Genomic DNA, 21,123 nt, shown 5'->3' on the forward strand with positions numbered 1-21,123 from the left:
GGCTGTTTCCACAAGCATCTGCAAGGCCATGTACGAAACGGGCCTCGCGGATGCAGGATGCAACCATGAATGTACGCACTCAGGACGGCAGCGCCGGGGACGTCGACTACGGAGCCATCGGTTCCGGCTATTCCTCGTTCCGGCGGCCCGACACCCGTATCGCGCGCTTCATCGCCGAGGCCCTGGGCGAGGCCCGCACGGTCCTCAACGTCGGCGCCGGCGCCGGATCGTACGAGAACGCGGCGCGCGAGGTGACCGCGGTGGAGCCCTCCCGGTCGATGCGCGCCCAGCGTCCGGCCCGTCTGACCCGCGCCGTCGACGCCGTCGCCGAGGACCTGCCCTTCGCGGACGGCGAGTTCGACGGGGCGATGACCCTCTTCAGCGTGCACCAGTGGAGCGACGTCACCCGGGGCCTGCGCGAGATGCGGCGGGTCACCCGGGGCCCGGTGGTAGTCCTCACCTGCGCCCCCGAACTGGTCCGCGACTTCTGGCTGTACGAGTACGCCCCCGAGGTCCTGGACACCGAGGCCCTGCGCTATCCGCGCGTGGAGGACATCGCGGCGGCCGTCGGCGGCACGGGGACGGTCCACACCGTGCCGATCCCGCTGGACTGCACCGACGGCTTCAACGAGGCCTACTACGGGCGCCCCGAGATGCTCCTCGACCCGGCCGCCCGGCAGGCCTGCTCGGCGTGGAGCTTCGTCGACGACGGGGTGCGCGAGCGCTTCGACGTGAGCCTCCGCCGCGACCTGGCCTCCGGAGCCTGGGACGCCCGTTACGGGCATCTGCGCACGCAGAGCACCTACGAGGGCTCGCTGGTCCTCGTCCGCGCGACCCCGGACCCCGCCTGACGCCCCCCTGGGATCCCGCGCCGGCCTGACGCCCCCGGCCGCCGCCGAGGCCCGGGCGCGGGGCGCGGAGCCGTGGGCGGTACCGGCCTGCCGGGCCCCGGGCGGCGGCCCGGCCGGCCGCACCACCCGCGCGTGCGTCCCCGCGGTGCCGCCGAGCCCGCTGGGGGCCGAGCCGCGCGCCCTGCGGGTTCCGCTGGACGCGCGGGAGCCGGGCCGCCTGACCCCCTTCCGGTGTACGGCCGTCCGGAACCCGGCTGCCGATTGTCCGATTCGCGGCCCGTCATCACGCTGGGGGCACGCTAAGATCACGGCGTGGTCACAGCCCGGTCGCCCCGCCTGCGGCGGGCCCGCTCCTCCGCGGGTCTGCTGCACCTGCTCGGGCTGACCCTGCTGCTCCTGGCCCTGGCCTGCGCACACGGCACCGGCGGCTCCCACACCACGGCCGACCACGCCACCCCGCACCACGCCTCGGCCTCCGGCGGCGCCCCGGGAGCCCTCCCGATCCGGCCCGCCGACACCGCAGCGTCCCTGCCCGACACCCCCCGAGCCCTCATGCCCGGGCCCGACGCGGCACGGACCGGCACCATCCAGACCCACCCGGCCGGGTCCCACACCGCCCGGACCGACACCGCCGTGACCGAAGCCGTCGCCCCGGCCGACACCGCCCGGGCCATCACCGCCGGGGCGGGCACCGCCGGGGCCGAAGCCGTCGCCCCGGCCGCCGCCGTCGTCGAGCGGCACGACCCCGGCCACCCGGTGCACGAGTGCGTGCCCCTGCCGCCCCGTGCGGCCCCCGGCGCCGACGTCCCGGCCGCCCCCGCGGCCCCCGTCGAGGGCTGCGCCCCGGCCGGCGGCCCCTCCCGTTCCGGCGCGGCCGGCGCGGCCCTGCCGTCGGGCGGCACCGCCCCGGCCCCTCCCGGAGGCTCCGCCGTCCTGCGGGTGTAGACCGCGGGGTCCACGCCGCCGGCGACCCCGCACGCACCGCCGTGCCCGGGAGCCTCCCCCGCGATCCCCCGCCGCCCCGCCCCCACCCGGGCCGGGGGGCGCCCGCCGCACGGAGGAACAGTGCCCGCCCATCCCCGCGTACACCCCTTTCGTCCCGTAGCGTCCCGTTGTGCCGTGCTGCTCGTCGCCCTGCTCGCGGCCCTGCTGTTCACGGCCCCCTCCTGCTCCTCCCCCACTCACGCGCCCGTCGCGAACGCCTCGGCGAACGCCGGAGCCGCGCTCCAGCCCGGGCCCACGGGGACTGAAGGGCACCCGCACCCCGACCCCGCCCACGGCTTCGCCTGCTCCCCCGCCGACCCGGCACCCACCGCCCGGCCCGGCACCCCCCAGCCCGCCGGAGCGGCCCGGCCCCAGGCGGTTCCCGGGGCCGGCACCGCCTCCGACCAGGCCCGGGAGCCGGGCCCGGGCGGACCCGTCCGGGCCCGTTCCGCACGTTCGACCCTGGCCGTCGTCTGCCGATGGCGGCTCTAGGCCGCTCCCGTGAGCCCGCGCGCGCACGCCGACGCGGGCCCGGCGGGGAACTCGGCCCCGCCACGGCACGACTCCTCCCGAGAGCGACCTCCGACGCACCATCGAACGAGAGCGGAACCATGCATCCTTCGGCCACCGACGTCACCCCGCCCGCCCGCACCACCCTCTCCGGACTGGTCGGCAACACCCCCCTGCTGCGCGTCTCCGAGCCCCTGTCCCCGGCGGGCCGCGGCTTCTGGGCGAAGCTGGAGGGCTTCAATCCCGGCGGCATCAAGGACCGCCCCGGCCTGCACATGGTCGAGCGGGCCCGCGCCCGGGGGGACCTGGCACCCGGCGCCCGGATCATCGAGTCCACCAGCGGCACCCTGGGCCTGGGCCTGGCCCTGGCCGGGATGGTCTACGGACACCCCGTCACCCTGGTCACCGACCCCGGCCTGGAGCCCTCGATGACCCGGCTGCTGACGGCGTACGGGGCCAAGGTCAACGTCGTCTCCGAACCCCACCCCACCGGCGGCTGGCAGCAGGCGCGCCGGGACCGGGTCACCGAACTGCTGGGCGAGCACCCGGGCTCCTGGTGCCCCGACCAGTACAACAACCCGGACAACACCACCGCCTACACCCCGCTCGCCCTCGAACTGGCCACCGAACTGGGCCACGTCGACGTCCTGGTGTGCAGCGTCGGCACCGGGGGCCACTCGGCGGGCGTCTCGCGCGTCCTGCGCCAGCTCTACCCGGAGCTGCGGGTGGTGGGCGTGGACACCGTCGGCTCCACCATCTTCGGCCAGCCCGCCCGCACCCGGCTGATGCGCGGCCTCGGCTCCAGCATCTACCCCCGCAACGTGGCCTACGAGCAGTTCTCCGAGGTGCACTGGGTCGCTCCGGGCGAGGCCGTCTGGACCTGCCGCCAGCTGGCCTCCTCGCACTACGCCACCGGGGGCTGGAGCGTCGGCGCGGTCGCCCTCGTCGCCGGCTGGCTGGCCCGCACCCTGCCCCGCGAGACCCGGATCGCGGCGGTCTTCCCCGACGGACCGCAGCGCTATCTCGGCACCGTGTACGACGACGACTACTGCGCCGCGCACGGCCTGCTCGACTCCCCTCCCGCGCGGGAGCCCGACACCATCGGACGGCTCGACGAGCGGGAGGTCACCCGCTGGACCCGCTGCGCCACCGTCGTCGACCCGCTCACCCTGGCCCGGACCGGGGTGTCCGCCTGATGAAGGGCACCCTCGCGCAGGTCCGCACGTACGAGCGCAGCGTCCGGCTGCTGATGGTGAACCAGTTCACCATCAACCTCGGCTTCTACATGCTCATGCCCTACCTGGCCGCCCACCTGGCCGGACCCCTCGGGCTGGCCGGCTGGACGGTCGGGCTGATCCTCGGCGTCCGCAACTTCAGCCAGCAGGGCATGTTCCTCATCGGCGGCACCCTCGCCGACCGGTTCGGCTACAAGCCGATGATCGTCGCCGGGCTGGCGCTGCGCATCGCCGGCTTCGCCACGCTCGGCCTGGTCGACTCCGTGCCCGCGCTCATCGCCGCCTCCGCCGCGACGGGCCTGGCCGGGGCCCTGTTCAACCCGGCCAGCCGGGCCTACCTGGCGGCCGACGCGGGCGAGCGCCGCGTCGAGGCCTTCGCCCTGTTCAACGTCTTCTACCAGGCCGGGATCCTGCTGGGCCCGCTGGTGGGCATGGTGCTGACGGGCGTCGACTTCCGGGTCACCTGCCTGGTCGCAGCCGGGATCTTCGCGGTGCTGAGCATCGTGCAGATCCGGGCCCTGCCGCAGCGGCGCGGCGGGGACTCCCCCGCGGAGCGCGCGCCGGGGTCCCGGGAGGGGGTGCTGACCCAGTGGCGCGGCATCCTGCGCAACCGCCCCTTCCTGCTGTTCTCCGTCGCCATGATCGGCTCGTACGTGATGAACTTCCAGGTGTACCTGGCCCTTCCGCTGGAGGTCCGGCGCGTCGGCGGCGAGGGCCGCTTCGGCACGGCGGCGGTGGCGGTGCTGTTCGCCGTCTCCGGGCTGAGCACGATCCTCTTCCAGACCCGGGTCACCGCCTGGTGCAAGGCCAGGATGGAACCGGGCCGGGCCCTGGCCTGGGGGCTGTTCGCGATGGGCGCCGCGTTCCTGCCGCTGCTGGCCGCCACGGCGCTGCCGGCTCCGGACTCGGTGACGGGGACACGGCTGCTGGCGGCGGTGCCGCCGGCGCTGTCGGCGCTGCTGCTGGCGCTGGGCACGATGATCGCCTACCCCTTCGAGATGGACACCATCGTCCGCCTCTCGGGCGACCGCCTGGTCGCGACCCACTACGGGCTGTACAACACCGTCTGCGGCGTCGGCATCGCGCTCGGGAACCTGCTCACGGGGGCCGCGCTGGACGCGGCCCGCGCGGCGGGGATGTCCGCGCTGCCCTGGCTGGCGCTCTTCGCCCTCGGGCTCGGCTGCACGGCCGCGCTGTACGGGCTGCACCGCACCGGCCGCCTGGCGCCGCCCCCGCACGAGGCCCCCGCACGGGAGGCCGTGACCGCCTGAGACCGGTCCGCCCACCGTCCGCCCCCGGCGCGCCCACCGCCGGGGAGCGGGCAACACGGCCGCCAAACTCCTTTAACACTGCGGTCGTTGTACCGTACACACCGGCTGCGTAGCGTCAGCGGCATGTCCGAACTGCACCTCGCCGTCGCCCTCGACGGCGCCGGCTGGCATCCGGCGGCCTGGCGCGAGCCGGGCGCCCGGCCGGCGGAACTCTTCACGGCCCGCCACTGGGCGGGCCTGGTCACCGAAGCCGAGGCGGGACTGCTCGACTTCGTGACCTTCGAGGACGCCCTGGCCCTCCAGTCGTCCTCGGCCACCGCCCCCGACGCCCGCACCGACCAGGTGCGCGGCCGGCTGGACGCGGTGCTCACCGCCGCCCGGGTCGCCCCGCTCACCCGGCACATCGGGCTGGTCCCGAGCGTCACGGCCACCCACACCGAGCCGTTCCACGTCTCCAGGGCGATCGCCACCCTCGACTACGTCAGCCGGGGCCGGGCGGGCCTGCGCGTGCAGACCTCCTCGCTGCCGTACGAGGCCGCGCACTTCGGGCGCCGGACCTTCCCGGTCCCGGTGGGCGAGCCGGCCGGGGAGGCTGCCGACCACGTGGAGGTGGTCCGCCGGCTGTGGGACAGCTGGGAGGACGACGCGGAGATCCGCGACGTGGCCACGGGCCGGTTCCTCGACCGGGACAGGCTCCACCCCATCGACTTCACCGGGCCGCACTTCAGCGTCCGGGGCCCCTCGATCACCCCGCGCCCGCCGCAGGGGCAGCCCCTCGTCACGGCCTCGGCGGGCGCGGTGGCCCCCCGGCCCGGCTCCGTCGACCTCGTGTACGTCACCCCGCGCGACGGGGACGAGGCCCGCGCGGCCGCGTCCTCCGTCCCCGGGACCGCGCACGTCTTCGGCGACCTCACGGTGTTCCTGGAGGAGGACGGCCCGGCGGCGGCCGCCCGGCGCGAGCGCCTCGACGCGGTCGCGGGGCAGCCGGCCCCCGCGGACGCCGCCGTGTTCACCGGAACCCCGGAGGCTCTGGCCGGACTGCTCCTGGACTGGCGGGAGGCGGGCCTGACCGGGTTCCGGCTGCGCCCGGCCGTGCTCGCCCGCGACCTCCCGCTGATCACCCGCCGGCTGGTCCCCGAACTCCAGCGGCGGGGCGCCTTCAGAACGGCGTACGGGGCGCCCACCCTGCGCGGGCTGCTGGGCCTGGAGCGCCCCGCCAACCGGTACGCCGCCCCCGCGGCCACCGCCTGACCCCGGAACCGGAAGGAAGAGGAAGGACACGATGAGCACCCGACCGCGCAAGCGGATCCACCTCGCGGCCCATTTCCCCGGGGTCAACAACACCACCGTCTGGAGCGACCCGGCGGCCGGCAGCCACATCGAGTTCGACTCCTTCGTGCGCTTCGCGCGCACCGCCGAACGCGCCAAGTTCGACTTCCTCTTCCTCGCCGAGGGACTGCGCCTGCGCGAACAGGGCGGGAAGATATACGACTTGGACGTGGCCGGCCGGCCCGACACCTTCACCGTCCTCGCCGCGCTGGCCGCCGTGACCGAGCGGATCGGCCTGACCGGCACCATCAGCTCCACCTTCAACGAGCCCTACGAGGTGGCCCGCCAGTTCGCCACCCTCGACCACCTGTCCGCAGGACGCGCCGCCTGGAACGTGGTCACCTCCTGGGACGCCTTCACCGGCGAGAACTTCCGGCGCGGCGGCTTCCTGCCCCGCGAGGACCGCTACACCCGCGCCCGGGAGTTCCTGGCCGCCGCCACCGGGCTGTTCGACTCCTGGGACGGCACGGAGATCGCCGCCGACCCCGCCACCGGCGCCTTCCTGCGCGACGCCCGCGCCGGGGCCTTCGAGCACCGGGGCCGGCACTTCGACATCGAGGGCCGGTTCAACGTGCCGCGCGGCCCGCAGGGCCGTCCGGTCGTCTTCCAGGCGGGCGACTCCGACGAGGGCCGGGAGTTCGCCGCCGCCCACGCCGACGCGATCTTCAGCCGGTACGGGACCCTGGAGGAGGGCCGCGCCTTCCACTCCGACGTCAAACGGCGCCTCGCCCGCCACGGCCGCCGCCCCGACCAGCTGCTGATCCTGCCCGCCGCCACCTTCGTCCTCGGCGACACCGACGCCGAGGCCCGCGAACTCGCCCACGAGGTACGCCGGCTCCAGGTCAGCGGGGCCACCGCGATCGCCTACCTGGAGCACGTCTGGAACCGGGACCTGTCCGGCTACGACCCCGACGGGCCGCTGCCCGACGTCGACCCCGAGCCCGGCGAGAACACGGTCGCGCTGGGGCGGGCGAGCGTACGGATGTTCCGCGACCCCGTGGCCACCGCCCGGCAGTGGCGGGAGCTCGCCGAGGCCAAGGGCCTCTCCATCCGCGAGCTCGTCATCGAGACCACCGGCCGGCAGACCTTCGTCGGCTCCCCCGCCACCGTGGCCGCCTCGATCGACGAGCTGGTGCAGGCGGACGCCGCCGACGGCTTCATCCTCGTCCCCCACCTGACCCCGGACGGGCTGGAGGGCTTCGCCGACACCGTCGTCCCGCTGCTCCAGGAGCGCGGGGCCTTCCGCACCGACTACGAGGGCTCCACCCTGCGCGAGCACCTCGGGCTCGACGTACCGGCGGCCGGCGCCCCCTGAGCCCCCCGGCCCCGCGTTCCCGCCGTCCCCCGCCACCCGGCCCGCAAGGAGACCCGGCCATGTCCCGCATCCCCCTCGGGGTCCTCGACCTCATCCCCGTCCCCACCGGCTCCACCGTCGCCGACGCCCTGCACCACAGCATCGACCTGGCCCGCCAGGCCGAGCGCCTCGGCTACACCCGCCACTGGTTCGCCGAGCACCACCTCAACCCCGGCCTGGCGGGGACCTCCCCGGCGGTGGTCCTCGCGCTGACCGCCGCCGCCACCTCCACGATCCGGATCGGCTCGGGCGCCGTGCAGCTCGGCCACCGCACCGCGCTGTCCACGGTGGAGGAGTTCGGCCTGATCGACGCCCTGCACCCGGGCCGCCTCGACCTGGGCCTCGGCCGCTCCGCGGGCGCCCCCGCCCCGCGCCCGGACGGCGCCGAACCCTTCGAGGGGTACACCCCGAACGGCCTGCGGATCCCGCCCCGTTTCTCCTTCGCCCATCTGCTCGGCCACCCGAGGGTGGAGCTCCACCGCAAGCTGCTGAACCTGCCGGGCGCCCGCCCGCAGGACTACGCGGAGCAGGTCGAGGACGTGCTCGCGCTGCTGCGCGGCGAGTACCGCTCGGCCGAGGGCCTCGCGGCGCACGCCGTGCCCGGCGAGGGGGCGGACGTGGAGGTGTGGATCCTGGGCAGCAGCGGCGGGCAGAGCGCCGAGACCGCCGGCCGGCACGGGCTGCCGTTCGCGGCGAACTACCACGTCACCCCGTCGACGGTGATTGAGGCGGCGGAGGGCTACCGGGCCGCGTTCAAGCCGTCGGCCGGACTGGACCGGCCCTACCTGAGCGTCTCCGCCGACGTGGTCGTGGCCCCGGACGAGGCCTCGGCACGGGAGCTGGCCGCCGGGTACGCGCCCTGGGTGCACAGCATCCGCAGCGCCGAGGGCGCCATCCCCTTCCCCACCCCCGAGGAGGCCCGCGCGCTGACCGCCGGCTGGTCCGAGGCCGACCACGCCCTGGTGGCGGACCGGGTGGAGACGCAGTTCACGGGCTCGCCGCAGACGGTGGCCGACCAGCTGGAGCGGCTCCAGGAGGCCACCGGGGCCGACGAGTTGCTGATCACCACGATCACGCACGACCACGCGGACCGGGTCCGCTCGTACCGCCTCCTGGCCGAGGAGTGGGCCCGCCGCTGACGCCCGGACGGCCGCCCGCGCCCGGGCCGGACCTCCGTCCGGGCACACGGAGTACTACTCTGTGCGACGTGACCATGCAGAAGGGTGCCGATGTGGACGTCGACGCGATGATCGAGGACCTGCGCACGCTCGTCGAGGTCGAGTCCCCCTCGCGCGACGTGGAGGCCCTGGCGGCGTCGGCGAAGGCCGTGGCCGGGATCATCGAGCACCGTCTGGGCGGCCATGCCGTCCTGGTCGACAGCGAGGCCGGTCCGCACGTCCACTGGTCGGGCGGCGGCGAACCGAGGGTGCTGCTCCTCGGCCACCACGACACGGTGTTCCCGCTGGGCACCCTGGAGCGCCGCCCGTTCACGGTCCGGGACGGCCGGGTCAGCGGCCCCGGGGTCTTCGACATGCTGGGCGGCATCGTGCAGGCGGTCCACGGGCTGGCGACGCTCGCCGACCGGTCGGGGGTCGAGATCCTGATGACCGCCGACGAGGAGGTCGGCTCCCGTTCCTCCCGGGCCCTGCTGGAGGAACGCGCCCTGGCCTGCGGCGCGGTCCTGGTGCTGGAGGGCGCCGCCGACGGCGGGGGCCTCAAGACCGGGCGCAAGGGCTGCGGCGCCTTCCAGGTCTCCATCGCCGGCCGCGCCTCGCACGCGGGCCTGGAGCCCGCGGCCGGGGTCAACGCCCTGGTCGAGGCGGCCCACCAGGTCCTGGACATCACGGCGTTCGGCCGTCCGGAGGCCGGGACGACCGTCACCCCGACGGTCGCGGCCGCGGGCACCCTGGAGAACGTCGTCCCGGCGGAGGCCACCGTCGTGGTCGACGTACGGGTGGAGACGGCCGAGGAGCGCGAGCGCGTCGAGGCCGCCTTCGCGGCCCTGGCCCCGCACCTGCCCGGGGCCCGGATCACGGTGGCGGGGTCCATCACCCGGCCCCCGATGCCCGAGTCGGCCGCGGCCGGGCTGTTCGCGGTGGCGCAGCGGCTGCTGCCCGGGATCGAGGCCCGGGCGGTGGGCGGCGGCAGCGACGGCAACTTCACGGCCGCGCTGGGGGTTCCCACGCTGGACGGGCTCGGCGCGGTGGGCGGCGGCGCCCACGCCGACCACGAGTACGTGGTGATCGAGGCGATGGCCGAGCGGGCGCAGCTCGTCGCGGACCTGGTGGCCTCGCTCCAGCAACCCTGAACGCACCACGGCGCCGGGCCCGTCGAGGACGGGCCCGGCGTTCGCGTGCGGCGGCCGGGCTGCGGCCGCCGCCGGGTCAGACGCGGTCGGCCGCGATCAGGACGTACTGGAACGAGCCGTCGCGGTAGGACTCGATGAACGCCTCCTCGATCCCGGTGACCAGGGAGGACGTGGCCCGCAGCTCCCAGTAGGGCAGGGTGTCCGGGGTCAGGTCGATCACGGCCTGGGGGACGAGGCGGTTGTCGGCCATGGCCCGCAGGTACTCGCGGCGGGAGTGGATGTTGCACTCGAAGTGGGCGTTGATCTGCGAGACCCACTTGGAGGGCTGGCCGTAACGCGGGTTCCAGCAGCCGGTGATGGTGACGTAGCGGCCGCCGACGGCGAGGACGCGGGAGTGCTCGGCCATCAGGTCGTGCAGGTCGACGTACATGCTCGACTCGTTGTTCCAGGAGCCGGCGGCCTGGCCGGTCTCGAAGGGCATGTCGAGCATGTTGCAGACGCGGGAGTGAACCGATTCCTCGATTCCCAGTTCGCGGGCGCGGTTGTTCCCGAAGTCGGCCTGCTTGGCGGAGAGGGTCACGCCCTCGACCTTGCAGCCGAAGCGCTGGTGGGCCATGACCATCGAACCGCCGCGGCCGCAGCCGGCGTCCACGAGGGTGTCGTCGCGGCCGATGGCGCCGAGGTGGTGCAGGAGGAGGTCGGCCTGGGCCGACTCCAGCCGGTGCAGTTCGGCGACCAGCTTCTTCTCGTAAGCGCTGTCCTCGGTGTCGCCGAGGGCGGCGTGGTCGACGGCGCCGATGCCGTAGTGGTGGTGGTAAAGGCCGTCCACGTCGCCGAGGCGCAGGTTGACGGGCCTGGCCTCCTCGTTCCAGTAGCGGGCGATGTCACCCTGGTAGGGCGTCGCGGGAGCGGGGATGAACGGGGTGGTGCTGACGGTGCTGGTCATGGAATAAGTCCCCTCGTTTACCAGAAATCGGGCAGGGTGTATCGGTAGGTGTTGGACGCGTGCCAGTAGTGGTTGCCGTCGACCCAGGCGGCCACGCCCTTGAGGAAGCGGGCCACGCGCGGGTCGGGGCAGGCCGCGGCGAGCGCGGCGGATTCGGCCTCGAACTCGTGCATGAGGTCGTTGTGGACCTCGACCGCCTTCAGGTAGGCCTCCTTGTCGGAGAGACCTTCCTTCTCGGCGATCACCACCGGCAGGTTCAGGTGCTTGCCTGGGCTCTTGAGTTCCTTCATGTACGAGTAGAGGTCGTTGGACAGGGTGGTGGCGTTGCCGGCGAGGGCGATGACCCGCTGCATGGCGGGCAGCGCGTGGAGCTCCGCCGGGAGTTCGTAGCCGCCGACGGAGTCGGTGATCGTGGGGCAGGGGCGGAAGTTGTTGAACTGGCGCATCGCCAGGTACTCCCACACCTCCGGGACGTACTCCGTCTCGTCCCAGGCGGCCTCGGCGAGGTACCCCATGTGCAGCCGGGCCATGTCGTGCCGGAAGCGGTCGGCCTGGGACGGGGTGGCCGCCTCGGCGAAGTAGGCCATGGCCGACCGGTAGGAGCGCCGGGCGGCGTCGGAGGAGAGCGACTCCTCCCACGCCGGCTGGTACTCCTTCGTCGTGTGGACCGGGTCGAGGGCGGTGTGCGCCAGGAGCAGCCGGCCGCCGACGTCGGGCGCGGTGGCCCCGTCCTCGCAGTAGGCGTCGTCGACCACGTTCTCGGCGACCATCAGCCGGGCGGCGAGCATCAGGTGGTCCATGTCGGGGGCGTCCGGGTGGCAGGCCACCATGTAGCGGCTCACGGAGAAGCCGTCGAACTGGTCCTCCCACTCCGGGGGGAAGGCCTGGACCTCGTCCACCGCCCAGGCCTTGATGCGGCGGCTGAGCTCCTCCACCCGGACCGGGTCCGGCTCCGCCACCGGGTGGTGGTAGAGACCCGGGATCGGGCGGCTGGCCGCCGGGGCCACGGGCTCCGGGGGCTCCGGGGCGGCCGGGGGTTCCTCGTCCCGGGCCCAGTGCAGGCCCACCGTGCCCAGGCCGCTGGGACCGCGCAGGATCCGCAGCAGGGCTTCGGCCGAGTGCGCGCCCGCGGAGCTCCCGGGCAGTACGGCCACGGGCGCCGGAGCGGCGGCCTCCGCCACGGGAGCGGCGGCCTCCGCCACCGGGGCGGCGCCGAAGGGCCGTACCGGCCGGGCGGGCAGGACCCGGCCGCCGACGGCGGGCGGGTCGGCGGGCGCGCGCACGGGTGCGAGGGCGTCGGCGAGGGCCGGTGCCCCGAAGCGGGCCGCCGGGGCGGGTGGTCCCGGCTGCTGGGGGGAGGGCCCGGGGTCGGGCATCGCGTGACTCCTTGGTGAGGTGAGTGGGCCGTCCCGCGCCCCGGGCATGCTCGGTCGGCCCGGGACGGCCCGGACTGTCGTGGCGGTGCGGTGGCGCTAGTCGCGCCGGCGGGCGATCTGCACGTTCTCCAGCACGCCGAGCGCGTCGGGCACGAGGATGGCGGCGGAGTAGTAGGTGGAGACCAGGTAGGAGATGATCGACCGCTCGTCGATGCCCATGAAGCGCACGGACAGGCCCGGCTCGTACTCCTCGGGCAGGCCGGTCTGGCGCAGGCCGATGACGCCCTGGTTGTCCTCGCCGATGCGCATGGCGAGGATGGAGCTGGTGTTCTCCTTGGTGATCGGGATCTTGTTGCAGGGCAGGATCGGGACCCCGCGCCAGGCCGGGACCTGCTGTCCGCCGAGGTCGACGTGGTCCGGGTAGAGGCCGCGCGCGTTGAACTCGCGCCCGATCGCCGCGATCGTCTTGGGGTGGGCGAAGAGGAAGCGGGTGCCCCGGCGGCGGCAGAGCAGCTCGTCGAGGTCGTCCGGGGTGGGCGGGCCGGAGTGGGTCTGGATCCGCTGCTTGAAGTCGGCGTTGTGGAGCAGGCCGAACTCGCGGTTGTTGATCAGCTCGTGCTCCTGGCGCTCGCGCAGCGCCTCGATGGTGAGCCTGAGCTGTTCCTCGGTCTGGTTGTGCGGCCCGTTGTAGAGGTCGGCGACCCTGGTGTGGACCCGCAGGACGGTCTGCGCGACGGAGAGTTCGTACTCGCGCGGGTTGAGTTCGTAGTCGACGAAGGCGCCGGGCAGTTCGGCCTCGCCGGTGTGGCCGGCCGACATGGCGATCTCGGCCTCGCCGTGGCGGTTCTGCCGCTGGAGCGGGAGGGCGCTGAACTTCCGGATGTGCTCCTGGAGCAGGGGCGCCTGGGCCAGCACGGCGGCGAACTCCGCCCGCGAGAGCGTGAGCAGGGTGCCGGGGGTGTCGGCGGTGGCGGTGTAGTCCCAGGTGGCGTCGGCGTCGAGCAGGGCGTTCTCGCCGAAGCGCTCGCCGTCGGCGAGGACGGCCACGGCCACCTCGTCGCCGTACTTGCCGACGGAGGTCTGGCTGATGCGGCCGTGGGCGATGAGGTGGATCTGGTCGGCGGGGGTGCCGCGTTCCACGAGGACCTCACCGGCCCGGAAGTCGCGCTGGACGCAGCGGTCGGCGATCGCGGTGAGCACCTGGACGTCGTCGAAGCCGCGCAGCAGGGCGAGTTCGCCGAGCTCCTGCGGGATCACGCGGACGCTGGCGCCGTCCTGGACGAAGTCGATGGTGCCGTCGCCGACCGTGTAGCTGAGCCGGCGGTTGACCCGGTAGGTACCACCCTTGGTCTCGACCCAGGGGAGGGTCCGCAGCAGCCACCGGGAGGTGATCTCCTGCATCTGCGGCGCGGACTTGGTGGTGGTGGCAAGGTTGCGGGCCGCGGCCGTGCTCAGGCTCTGCTGCTGGGGCGGTTCCTGCAGCTGCGCTTCCGGGCTGGTGTCAATGGTCATCGGACGAGCTTCTCCTTCGCAAAACTGGAAAAAGAGGATGAATATCCGGGAATCCGTCCAGATCCTGAGGAACAGTAACGGCCGATTCGGCCGGTCAGCCGCGAAATGCCGTTGGTATTACTTCGATGCAGTGATCTTTCTCGGTACGAGGTTTGCCGCGCCGACCAGCGGTTTTCGGCCGCCGGTGCACGAAAAAGGCCCCTCCCTCCGCGGTGGTTCCGCGGCGGGAGGGGCCGGCGACTGCCCGTGGGGGCGGTCGGTCAGGTGCGGTACGCGAAGTACGTCGCGTTCGGGTACGACGCGAGGATGCTCGCGAGCGACTTCCGGTACGTGTTGGTGGAGTGGTACGTCAGGTAAGGCATTCCGGCCTTGCTGCGGTACGTCACCATCATGGAGTGGTCCTTGGACCCGTCCCGGTTGAAGTCCGCCTGCAGGATGTCGCCGACGTCCAGCTGGTAGACGTTGGCCAGGTTGGCGGCCCGCTGGTTGGACAGCGTGAACCAGGCCCACTCGTTGGCTCCGACCCACGAATCGGACTGCTTGGCGCCGTCGTACCACCAGTTGCGGTAGTCCGACGAGGTGCCCGGTACCGGCTTCCATCCACCCGCGTTCAGCGCCTGGCTGATGAAGTTGGTGCAGTCGCCGCCGTTGCCGCTGAACTTGCGGTACGCCGGGTTGTAGTTGCTCCAGTACTTCTCCGCGTACTGCGCCATGGCGTTGTAGTTGTACGCACCGCCGGTCAGCGTCTTGGGCTTGGCCGTCGCCGGGTACTTGGTGGACGCGGGCGTGCCGTCCGGGTACTGGTTGCCGTCGTCCTTGACGACGGCCGCCTTGGCGGCGACGGGCTCGTTGACGGCCACCGGGCCGTTCTCCTGCGACTTGATCGTCTGGAGCTCCCAGTCACCGCCCTTCTTGCCGGTGAGGGTGAGCTCGTAGCGCGTCTTGAAGTCGGTGGTCGACGGCTCGTCGCCGTGCACCTTCTTGTAGGTGAGCGTCGTCTGCTCGGTGACCTCGACGGTCGCCTTCCCCCCGGTCACCGTGGCACGGTCGACCGTGACCTTGGTGTCGGCACCGCTGTAGGCCTCGCCCAGCTGGGCCAGGCGCGTCTTGCGGTCGCGCAGCGACTGGATCGCCGCGTCCTGGTCCTTCTTCAGCCCGTCCGACATGCGGGCCTTCTTCTTGCCCCCCTGACCGTGGCCGTGGCGCACGGTCTGGCCGTCGACCAGCGCCTGGGTGCGCTGCGAGAGCACGTCGTCCGCGAGGCGGGCGAAGGCTTCGGTCGTGGCCTTGTCGGCCTCCACGGGCCCGGACACGGCGTTCGCCGAGTAGGCGAAGAAGCCTCCGGACGCGAGGGCCACGGTCAGGGCCGCGATGGCGGCGGGCCTGAACCTCTTAGGTATCACTGTTTTCCCCTTGTCACCCGGTCCACTCAGACCGGGAGGACGGAATTTTCGCACAACTAGCCGACTGATTCGCCACGTTCCGCTTTGTCACCGGATGCCCGGTAGGAGCAGCCCGTCAGCGCAGCCGCGCGACTCCGCTTCGTCACCACGGCGGGCCCGCGGACGACGGGGCCGCCGCGGTGGGCACTCCCACCGCCTCACAGCAAATGCATCTAGGGTGTCCGGGAAAGCACGGAAGAGGGAGCATCCGCAGTGGCCAGGCACGATACGGGCGGAAGAGGGCGGTCTCGGGGCAGACGCACGTCCCCGGACGCCGGCGCAGCGGCCTCCTCGGGCCGCCGGGGCGGATCGGGGACGCGCCGCCGGCCGCGCGCGGGCGCGGGGCGGCTGCGGGCGCGGCTGGGGGCGCTCGCGCCGGGCCTGGAGCGGGTGCTCGCGCCCGCCGCCGCCCGCGTGCGCCCGCTGCTGCGGCGGATGCGGCCCGCGTACCCGCGGCCCGGCCGCAGCGGCTGGCGGCGCTGGATACCCTCCTGGCGCCAGTGGCTGGGCGCCTGCCTGTACCTGTTCACGGGTCTCGTCGCCTTCGTCGGCATCGCCTACGCCACCACGGACATACCCGACGACCTCAACTCTTTCGCCACACAACAGGACAACGTCTACTACTGGGCCGACGGCTCCACCATGGCCCGCACCGGCTGGGTCAGCCGGCAGGAGATGCCCCTGGACAAGGTGCCCCCCAAGGTCCAGGGAGCGGTGCTCGCCGCCGAGAACGCCAGCTTCTACACGGACCCCGGGGTCTCCCCCTCCGGCGTCATGCGCGCCGTGCGCGCCGCGCTGACGGGCGGCGAGACCCAGGGCGGGTCCACCATCACCCAGCAGTACGTCAAGAACGCCTACCTGAACCAGGACCGCACCCTCTCCCGGAAGTTCACCGAGATCCTTCTGGCCCTGAAGCTGGACAACCAGACGGGCAAGAAGCAGATCCTGCAGGACTACCTCAACACCAGCTGGTTCGGGCGCGGCACGTACGGCATCCAGCGCGCCTCCCAGGCGTACTACGGCAAGGACGTCTCGAAGCTCAACGCCAGCGAGGGCGCCTTCCTCGCCTCCCTCCTCAAGGGCGCGGGCCTCTACGACCCCGCGCTCGGCCCGGAGAACCACAAGCGGGCCGTGGAGCGCTGGAGCTGGATCCTGGACCGCATGGTCGACACCGGGCAGCTCACGGCTGCGGAGCGGGCCACGTACACGAAGTTCCCGGAGCCCTCCGGCCCGGGCACGGCCGGCACCCCCGGCGCCCAGAACGGCTACCTGGTGGAGCTGGCCAAGGCCTACGCGGTCAAGGCCGGGCACATCAAGGACTCCGACTTCGACCTCGGCGGCTACCAGATCTACACGACCTTCGACCAGTCCCGCATGGCGGCGCTGACGGATGCCGTACAGAAGGCACAGAAGGACTTCGACCCGGACAAACGGCCCGGGACGGACACCCACGCGAAGATCGGCGCGGCGAGCGTGGCCCCCGACGGGCGGCTGCTCGCGGTCTACGGCGGCCCCGACTACCTCAAGCAGGGCTTCAACCAGGCGAACTCGACGACGATCCCGGTCGGGACGGCCTTCACCCCGCTCGTCTACGCGGCCGCCCTGGAGGAGGGGGTGGTGCGCACGCGCGGCAAGGACCGTACGCCCGTCTCCCCCTCGACGGTCTACGACGGCAACGACCAGGTGACCGTGCAGACGCCGGAGGGCCCGTACTGGGACCGCAGCGGCAAGGTGGTCAAGGGCCGCAACGACGGGAACAGGAGCTGGGGGCAGGTGACCCTGCAACAGGCCGTCGCCAACTCCGTCAACACCCCGATGCTCCAGCTCGGGCTCGACGTCGGACTCGACCGGGTGGAGACCTTCGCGGAGGGGGCGGGCCTGCTGCCGTCGAGCCTCGGGACGCGGATCCCCACGTTCTCGCTCGGGGAGAACTCCAAGCCCAGCGCGATCCGCATGGCCGGCGCCTACGCGACCTTCGCGGCCGACGGCATGCACACCGACCCCTACTCGGTGCGCTCGGTCAGCCGCAACGGCGCCGCGGTGGCGATGGACCCGCCGAAGCCGGTCCGGGCGATGTCGGCGAAGACGGCCCGCTCGGTGACGGAGGCCCTGCGCTCCGCCGTCAACGACGGGTCGGCGAAGACGGCGGCCAAGGCGCACCCGGGGGCGGCGGGCAAGACCGGGACCACGGCGGCGAACACGGCGGGCTGGTTCGTGGCGAACACCGAGAAGGAGTCCACGGCGGTGGTGGTCTACCGGATGGCGCTGACGGACCTGATCGCGCAGCCGCTGACCGGGCTGGGCGGCGACGCCCCGGGCACGCCGGGCAGCGAGCGGGCGGTGCGGCTGTGGACGGACTACATCAAGGCGGTGAAGTAGCCCGGGGACGGGCCGGGGCGGCGGACGCCCCGGCCCGTCCCCGGCCCCGTCACTTGATCAGGGTGTTCCAGTCGGGCGCCTGCGCGGGGTCCAGCATGCGCAGCTGGGCCAGGACCTTGGGGTCCTGGACGTCGAGCCAGTCCGACAGCTCCTTGAAGGACACGCAGCGGACGTCCGAGCGCGGGCAGACGTCGCGCATCACGTCCTCGACGGCCTGCATGTAGATGCCGCCGTTCCAGTCCTCGAAGTGGTTGCCGATGAACATCGGGGCGCGGCTGCCGTTGTAGACGCGGTTGAAGCCGTTCATGTACGAGCCGCGGGTCTGCGCCTCCCAGGCCGGGTACTTCGACGGGTCGCCCTTGGTGCTGTCGCCGGACTGGTTGTAGAGGAAGTTGAAGTCCATGGAGAGCACCTGGAGCTCCTTGCCCTGGAGCGGCACGAGCTGGAGGGGGAAGTTCCAGATGCCGCTCAGCTTGGACGGCCACAGCTGGAAGTCGCCCGAGGAGCTCGCGTCGTAGCGCCAGCCGTAGGGCTTGATCGCCGTCAGGAGGTTCTTCTGGCCCTCCAGGCAGGGCGCGCGTCCGCCGACGACCTCGCGGTCGGGGTCGAAGGGCAGCGGCGCCTCCTTGGTGAAGCCGGTGTTCGTCTTCCAGTTCTTGACGAAGGCGTACGTCTGGTCGATCTCGCTCTTCCACTCGTCGGGGCTCCAGTCCCCTCCGCCCTTGGGGCCGCAGAAGTGCCCGTTGAAGTGCGATCCGATCTCGTTGCCGTCGGTCCAGGCGCCGCGCAGCTGGCCGAGGGTGGACTTCACGTGCGGGACGGTCGGGTAGGAGATGGCGGCCGAGCCCTGGGGGTGCTGCGGCGGGCGGTAGAGCATCTTCTTGTCATCGGGCAGCAGGTAGATGCCCGTGAGGAAGAAGGTCATGTGGGCCTTGTTCTCCTTGGCCACCTGACGGAAGTGCGAGAAGAGGTGGTCATCGCCTTCGAGGGCGCCGTCCCAGGAGAAGACCACGAACTGCGGCGGCTTCTCGCCGGGCTTGAGCTTCTCCGGCTTGAGCTGGTTGGGCTGGGGGCCGGTGTAGGAGGTGGAGCCGTCGCCCAGCACCTTGACCTTGCCGTCCCAGGGCTGCTCGGCGCCCTTGGCGGCGGCGGCCGCGTCGGCGGCGCTCTCCGAGGCGGTGAGTTTCGCCTCGCGCTGCGCGGCCCCCGAGGCCCCGCCCAGGGTGAACGCGTACGCCGTGGCCGCCGCCCCGCCGAGGGCGGCGACGGCTATGGCTATGCCCAGGCGCTTGCGGCTGCGCGCCTTCCGCTGGTGCTTGCGGGCACTGCGGGACTCCGTCCGGGTGCCCGGAGCGGTGTCGGTGTCGGCCATGCCTGTCGTCCCCCCTGATCACCGCAGCCGGGCCGCCGCGCGTGGATGGTTCGTACGAATATAGAACTTGTCGGCACTCTTCCCGCACCCCGGACCCCCCTCGTCCGTCGCTTCACAGCCATCTCACAGTCCGTTCGGATCCGCGGCGCGCGTGCGCCTCCTGTCCTTCCCGGAACATTCCGCTCCATTCCCGCCGCGGGGGCGGCCGGGCAGGCACCGGTTGCGGGGCGCAACCCTCCCGCCGGGGGCGTGCGCCGGGGGCGGACACGGAGGGAGCGTGCGGGCCATTTCCGACATATCGCCACCTACCACGTTCGCTCCGGACCCCGCCGGGTAGGCGCCGGACGTGGGTTACGTGCCGTGGCGGGGCCGGTCCACGACGAGCGCAGCTGGAGCTTCGACCTCGACCCGGGCGGGCGCGACCCGGTACTCGGCATCGAGCGGCTCCGGGAGGCCTACCCCGCCCGGGCTGCGCCATCGGATCGACCGCGTGAACGAGGCCGTCTACCGGGACGTGAACAACGGCGTCTACCGGGCCGGGTTCGCCGGGTCCCAGGAGGCGTACGAGGACGCGTACCGCCGGCTCTTCGACCGCCTCGACCGGCTCTCCGAGCGGCTGGCGCGGACCCGCTACCTGGTCGGCGACACCATCACGGAGGCGGACGTGCGGCTGTTCACCACCCTCGTGCGCTTCGACGCCGTCTACCACGGCCACTTCAAGTGCAACCGGCGGAAGCTGACCGAGATGCCGGTGCTGTGGGCGTACGCCCGGGACCTGTTCCAGACGCCCGGCTTCGGCGACACCGTCGACTTCGATCACATCAAACGGCACTACCACCTCGTGCACACGGACATCAACCCGACCGGCATCGTGCCGGCGGGTCCCGACCCGCGGGGCTGGCTCACCCCGCACGGCCGCGCCCGCATGGGCGGCCGCCCGTTCGGCGACGGCACCGCCCCCGACCCCGTACCTCCCGGGGAGGCGGTGCCGTACGCCCACGGCCCGCTCGGCTGAACCACGGCCGCAACGCGGCGTTTCCAGATGGTTTGTCGGCTCACGGGGTGGGCAGCCGCGCTCGTACAGGCGCGAGGCGCCCGGGACGGAGGACCGAGATGTCGACCAACACACTCATAGCCGTCATCGTGGCCGCGGTGGTCGTGGTGCTCGCCCTGACCGTGACCCTCGCCCTGCTCGCACGACGGCGCCACCTGCGCCACCGTTTCGGGCCGGAGTACGAGCGGACGGTCGAGGAGAAGGGCGGCGTGATGGCCGCCGAGCGCGATCTGCACGCCCGTGAGGTCCGGCACGACAAGCTCGACCTCAGGGATCTTCCCCCGGAGCGGCGCCGCCTGTTCGCCGACCGGTGGGGCGAGGTCCAGGAGCACTTCGTGGACCGGCCGGCCGGCTCGGTCGACGAGGCCGACGACCTGGTGGCGAGGCTGATGCGGGAGCGCGGCTACCCGACCGACGGCTACCGCGGCGCCGTCCGCGACCTGTCGGTCGAGCACGGCCGGACCCTGGAGCACTACCGGGCCGCCCACGAGATCAGGGCGCGCGGCGCGGGCGGGCAGGCGACCACGGAGGAGCTCCGCGCGGCGATGGTCCACTACCGCGCCCTGTTCGACGAACTGCTGACGGACCAGAGGAGCCGGTGACATGGGCACCCACGAAGAGACGGAGCGGGGTACGGCCCGCCTGACCACCGAGGACCTCGCGGGTCCGGGCGGTGCGGGCCGCGGCCCGGACACGGGTCCCCCGGTGTTCCCGGGCGACGCGACCGGGGAGGACCTGTCCGGCCGCTCCGCCGGCGGCGGACGGGAGGACGAGGGGTTCGCCGCGGCGGACGGGTCGGACGGAGCGGACGGGCTCGGCCCGTCCGACCGGCTTGACGACCGGCCGGCGGCCCGGTCCCCCGTGGAGGCGGACGGGAGCGGCGACGGGCAGCCGCTGCTCGCCTCCGGCGACGCCGAGCACTTCCGGACGGCCTGGAGCGAGATCCAGGGCCGCTTCGTCGACGACCCGCGCGAGGCCGTCACCTCGGCGGACACCCTGGTCGCCGAGGTCATGCGGAGCCTCGCCGGCACCTTCGCCTCGCACAAGCAGGACCTGGAGGGCCAGTGGCAGCGCGGTGACGACGTGGCGACGGAGGACCTGCGCCAGGCCCTGCGGCACTACCGCTCCTTCTTCAACCGCCTGCTGAACGCCTGAGCACCCCCGCCGCCCCCGGGTGCCGCCGGCCCGCGCCGGCGGCAC

General features: G+C 73.3%; 17 protein-coding genes and 1 pseudogene. 13 read left to right on the plus strand and 5 right to left on the minus strand.

Annotated elements, in window-relative coordinates:
• The first annotated feature begins 65 nt into the window (after positions 1–65).
• From AB0O29_RS12545 to AB0O29_RS12585, 9 genes are all read left to right on the plus strand, one after another.
• Complete coding sequence (locus AB0O29_RS12545) at positions 66–851, plus strand: methyltransferase domain-containing protein (RefSeq protein WP_365150268.1); 786 nt, start codon at positions 66–68, stop codon at positions 849–851.
• 312 nt (positions 852–1,163) lie between these two features.
• Positions 1,164–1,796: a hypothetical protein gene (locus tag AB0O29_RS12550; RefSeq protein ID WP_365150271.1), complete on the plus strand. Its 633-nt coding sequence runs from the start codon at positions 1,164–1,166 to the stop codon at positions 1,794–1,796.
• Between the two features lie 174 nt (positions 1,797–1,970).
• Positions 1,971–2,327: a hypothetical protein gene (locus tag AB0O29_RS12555; protein WP_365150274.1), complete on the plus strand. Its 357-nt coding sequence runs from the start codon at positions 1,971–1,973 to the stop codon at positions 2,325–2,327.
• A gap of 119 nt (positions 2,328–2,446) precedes the next feature.
• Positions 2,447–3,541, plus strand: coding sequence for a PLP-dependent cysteine synthase family protein (locus tag AB0O29_RS12560; RefSeq protein ID WP_365150277.1), 1,095 nt, complete (start codon positions 2,447–2,449; stop codon positions 3,539–3,541).
• Entirely contained in the window at positions 3,541–4,851 is a 1,311-nt protein-coding gene (locus tag AB0O29_RS12565) for an MFS transporter (protein WP_365150280.1), read from the plus strand. Before AB0O29_RS12560 ends, AB0O29_RS12565 begins: the two co-directional genes overlap by 1 nt.
• A 123-nt stretch (positions 4,852–4,974) precedes the next feature.
• Positions 4,975–6,102: an LLM class flavin-dependent oxidoreductase gene (locus AB0O29_RS12570; RefSeq protein WP_365150283.1), complete on the plus strand. Its 1,128-nt coding sequence runs from the start codon at positions 4,975–4,977 to the stop codon at positions 6,100–6,102.
• Between the two features lie 31 nt (positions 6,103–6,133).
• A complete protein-coding gene (locus AB0O29_RS12575; protein WP_365150286.1) occupies positions 6,134–7,495 on the plus strand; it encodes an NtaA/DmoA family FMN-dependent monooxygenase in 1,362 nt (453 codons plus the stop codon).
• A 59-nt stretch (positions 7,496–7,554) separates the two neighbouring features.
• On the plus strand, positions 7,555–8,673 hold the full coding sequence (locus AB0O29_RS12580; RefSeq protein WP_365150289.1) for an LLM class flavin-dependent oxidoreductase: 1,119 nt from the start codon (positions 7,555–7,557) through the stop codon (positions 8,671–8,673).
• A gap of 74 nt (positions 8,674–8,747) precedes the next feature.
• A complete protein-coding gene (locus AB0O29_RS12585; protein ID WP_365150313.1) occupies positions 8,748–9,842 on the plus strand; it encodes a M20 family metallopeptidase in 1,095 nt (364 codons plus the stop codon).
• 76 nt (positions 9,843–9,918) lie between these two features.
• Here the strand turns inward: AB0O29_RS12585 and AB0O29_RS12590 are convergent, their stop codons facing one another.
• From AB0O29_RS12590 to AB0O29_RS12605, 4 genes are all read right to left on the minus strand, one after another.
• Complete coding sequence (locus AB0O29_RS12590; RefSeq protein ID WP_365150292.1) at positions 9,919–10,788, minus strand: geranyl diphosphate 2-C-methyltransferase; 870 nt, start codon at positions 10,786–10,788, stop codon at positions 9,919–9,921.
• 17 nt (positions 10,789–10,805) lie between these two features.
• Positions 10,806–12,164, minus strand: a complete 1,359-nt coding sequence (locus tag AB0O29_RS12595) for a family 2 encapsulin nanocompartment cargo protein terpene cyclase (RefSeq protein ID WP_365150295.1) — start codon at positions 12,162–12,164, stop codon at positions 10,806–10,808.
• A 96-nt stretch (positions 12,165–12,260) separates the two neighbouring features.
• On the minus strand, positions 12,261–13,676 hold the full coding sequence (locus tag AB0O29_RS12600) for a family 2B encapsulin nanocompartment shell protein (protein WP_365150298.1): 1,416 nt from the start codon (positions 13,674–13,676) through the stop codon (positions 12,261–12,263).
• Positions 13,677–13,936: 260 nt separating this feature from the next.
• Positions 13,937–15,079: an amidase domain-containing protein gene (locus AB0O29_RS12605; RefSeq protein WP_365150301.1), complete on the minus strand. Its 1,143-nt coding sequence runs from the start codon at positions 15,077–15,079 to the stop codon at positions 13,937–13,939.
• 474 nt (positions 15,080–15,553) lie between these two features.
• On the opposite strand from AB0O29_RS12605, the gene AB0O29_RS12610 reads away from it, so the two are divergent.
• Positions 15,554–17,497, plus strand: coding sequence for a transglycosylase domain-containing protein (locus AB0O29_RS12610; protein WP_365150316.1), 1,944 nt, complete (start codon positions 15,554–15,556; stop codon positions 17,495–17,497).
• A gap of 49 nt (positions 17,498–17,546) precedes the next feature.
• Here the strand turns inward: AB0O29_RS12610 and AB0O29_RS12615 are convergent, their stop codons facing one another.
• Positions 17,547–18,869 carry a hypothetical protein gene (locus tag AB0O29_RS12615; RefSeq protein ID WP_365150304.1) on the minus strand — a complete coding sequence of 441 codons (1,323 nt, stop codon included), beginning with the start codon at positions 18,867–18,869 and terminating at the stop codon, positions 17,547–17,549.
• A 357-nt stretch (positions 18,870–19,226) separates the two neighbouring features.
• On the opposite strand from AB0O29_RS12615, the pseudogene AB0O29_RS12620 reads away from it, so the two are divergent.
• The 3 genes and pseudogenes from AB0O29_RS12620 to AB0O29_RS12630 all read left to right on the plus strand — a co-directional run.
• A pseudogene (locus AB0O29_RS12620) lies at positions 19,227–19,884 on the plus strand (glutathione S-transferase C-terminal domain-containing protein); the annotation flags it as partial.
• 98 nt (positions 19,885–19,982) lie between these two features.
• Positions 19,983–20,525, plus strand: coding sequence for a hypothetical protein (locus AB0O29_RS12625; protein ID WP_365150307.1), 543 nt, complete (start codon positions 19,983–19,985; stop codon positions 20,523–20,525).
• Between the two features lies 1 nt (position 20,526).
• Positions 20,527–21,078, plus strand: a complete 552-nt coding sequence (locus tag AB0O29_RS12630; protein WP_365150310.1) for a hypothetical protein — start codon at positions 20,527–20,529, stop codon at positions 21,076–21,078.
• Positions 21,079–21,123: the final 45 nt, after the last annotated feature.

The organism is Streptomyces sp. NPDC089915, assembly GCF_040684675.1.
Lineage (GTDB): Bacteria > Actinomycetota > Actinomycetes > Streptomycetales > Streptomycetaceae > Streptomyces.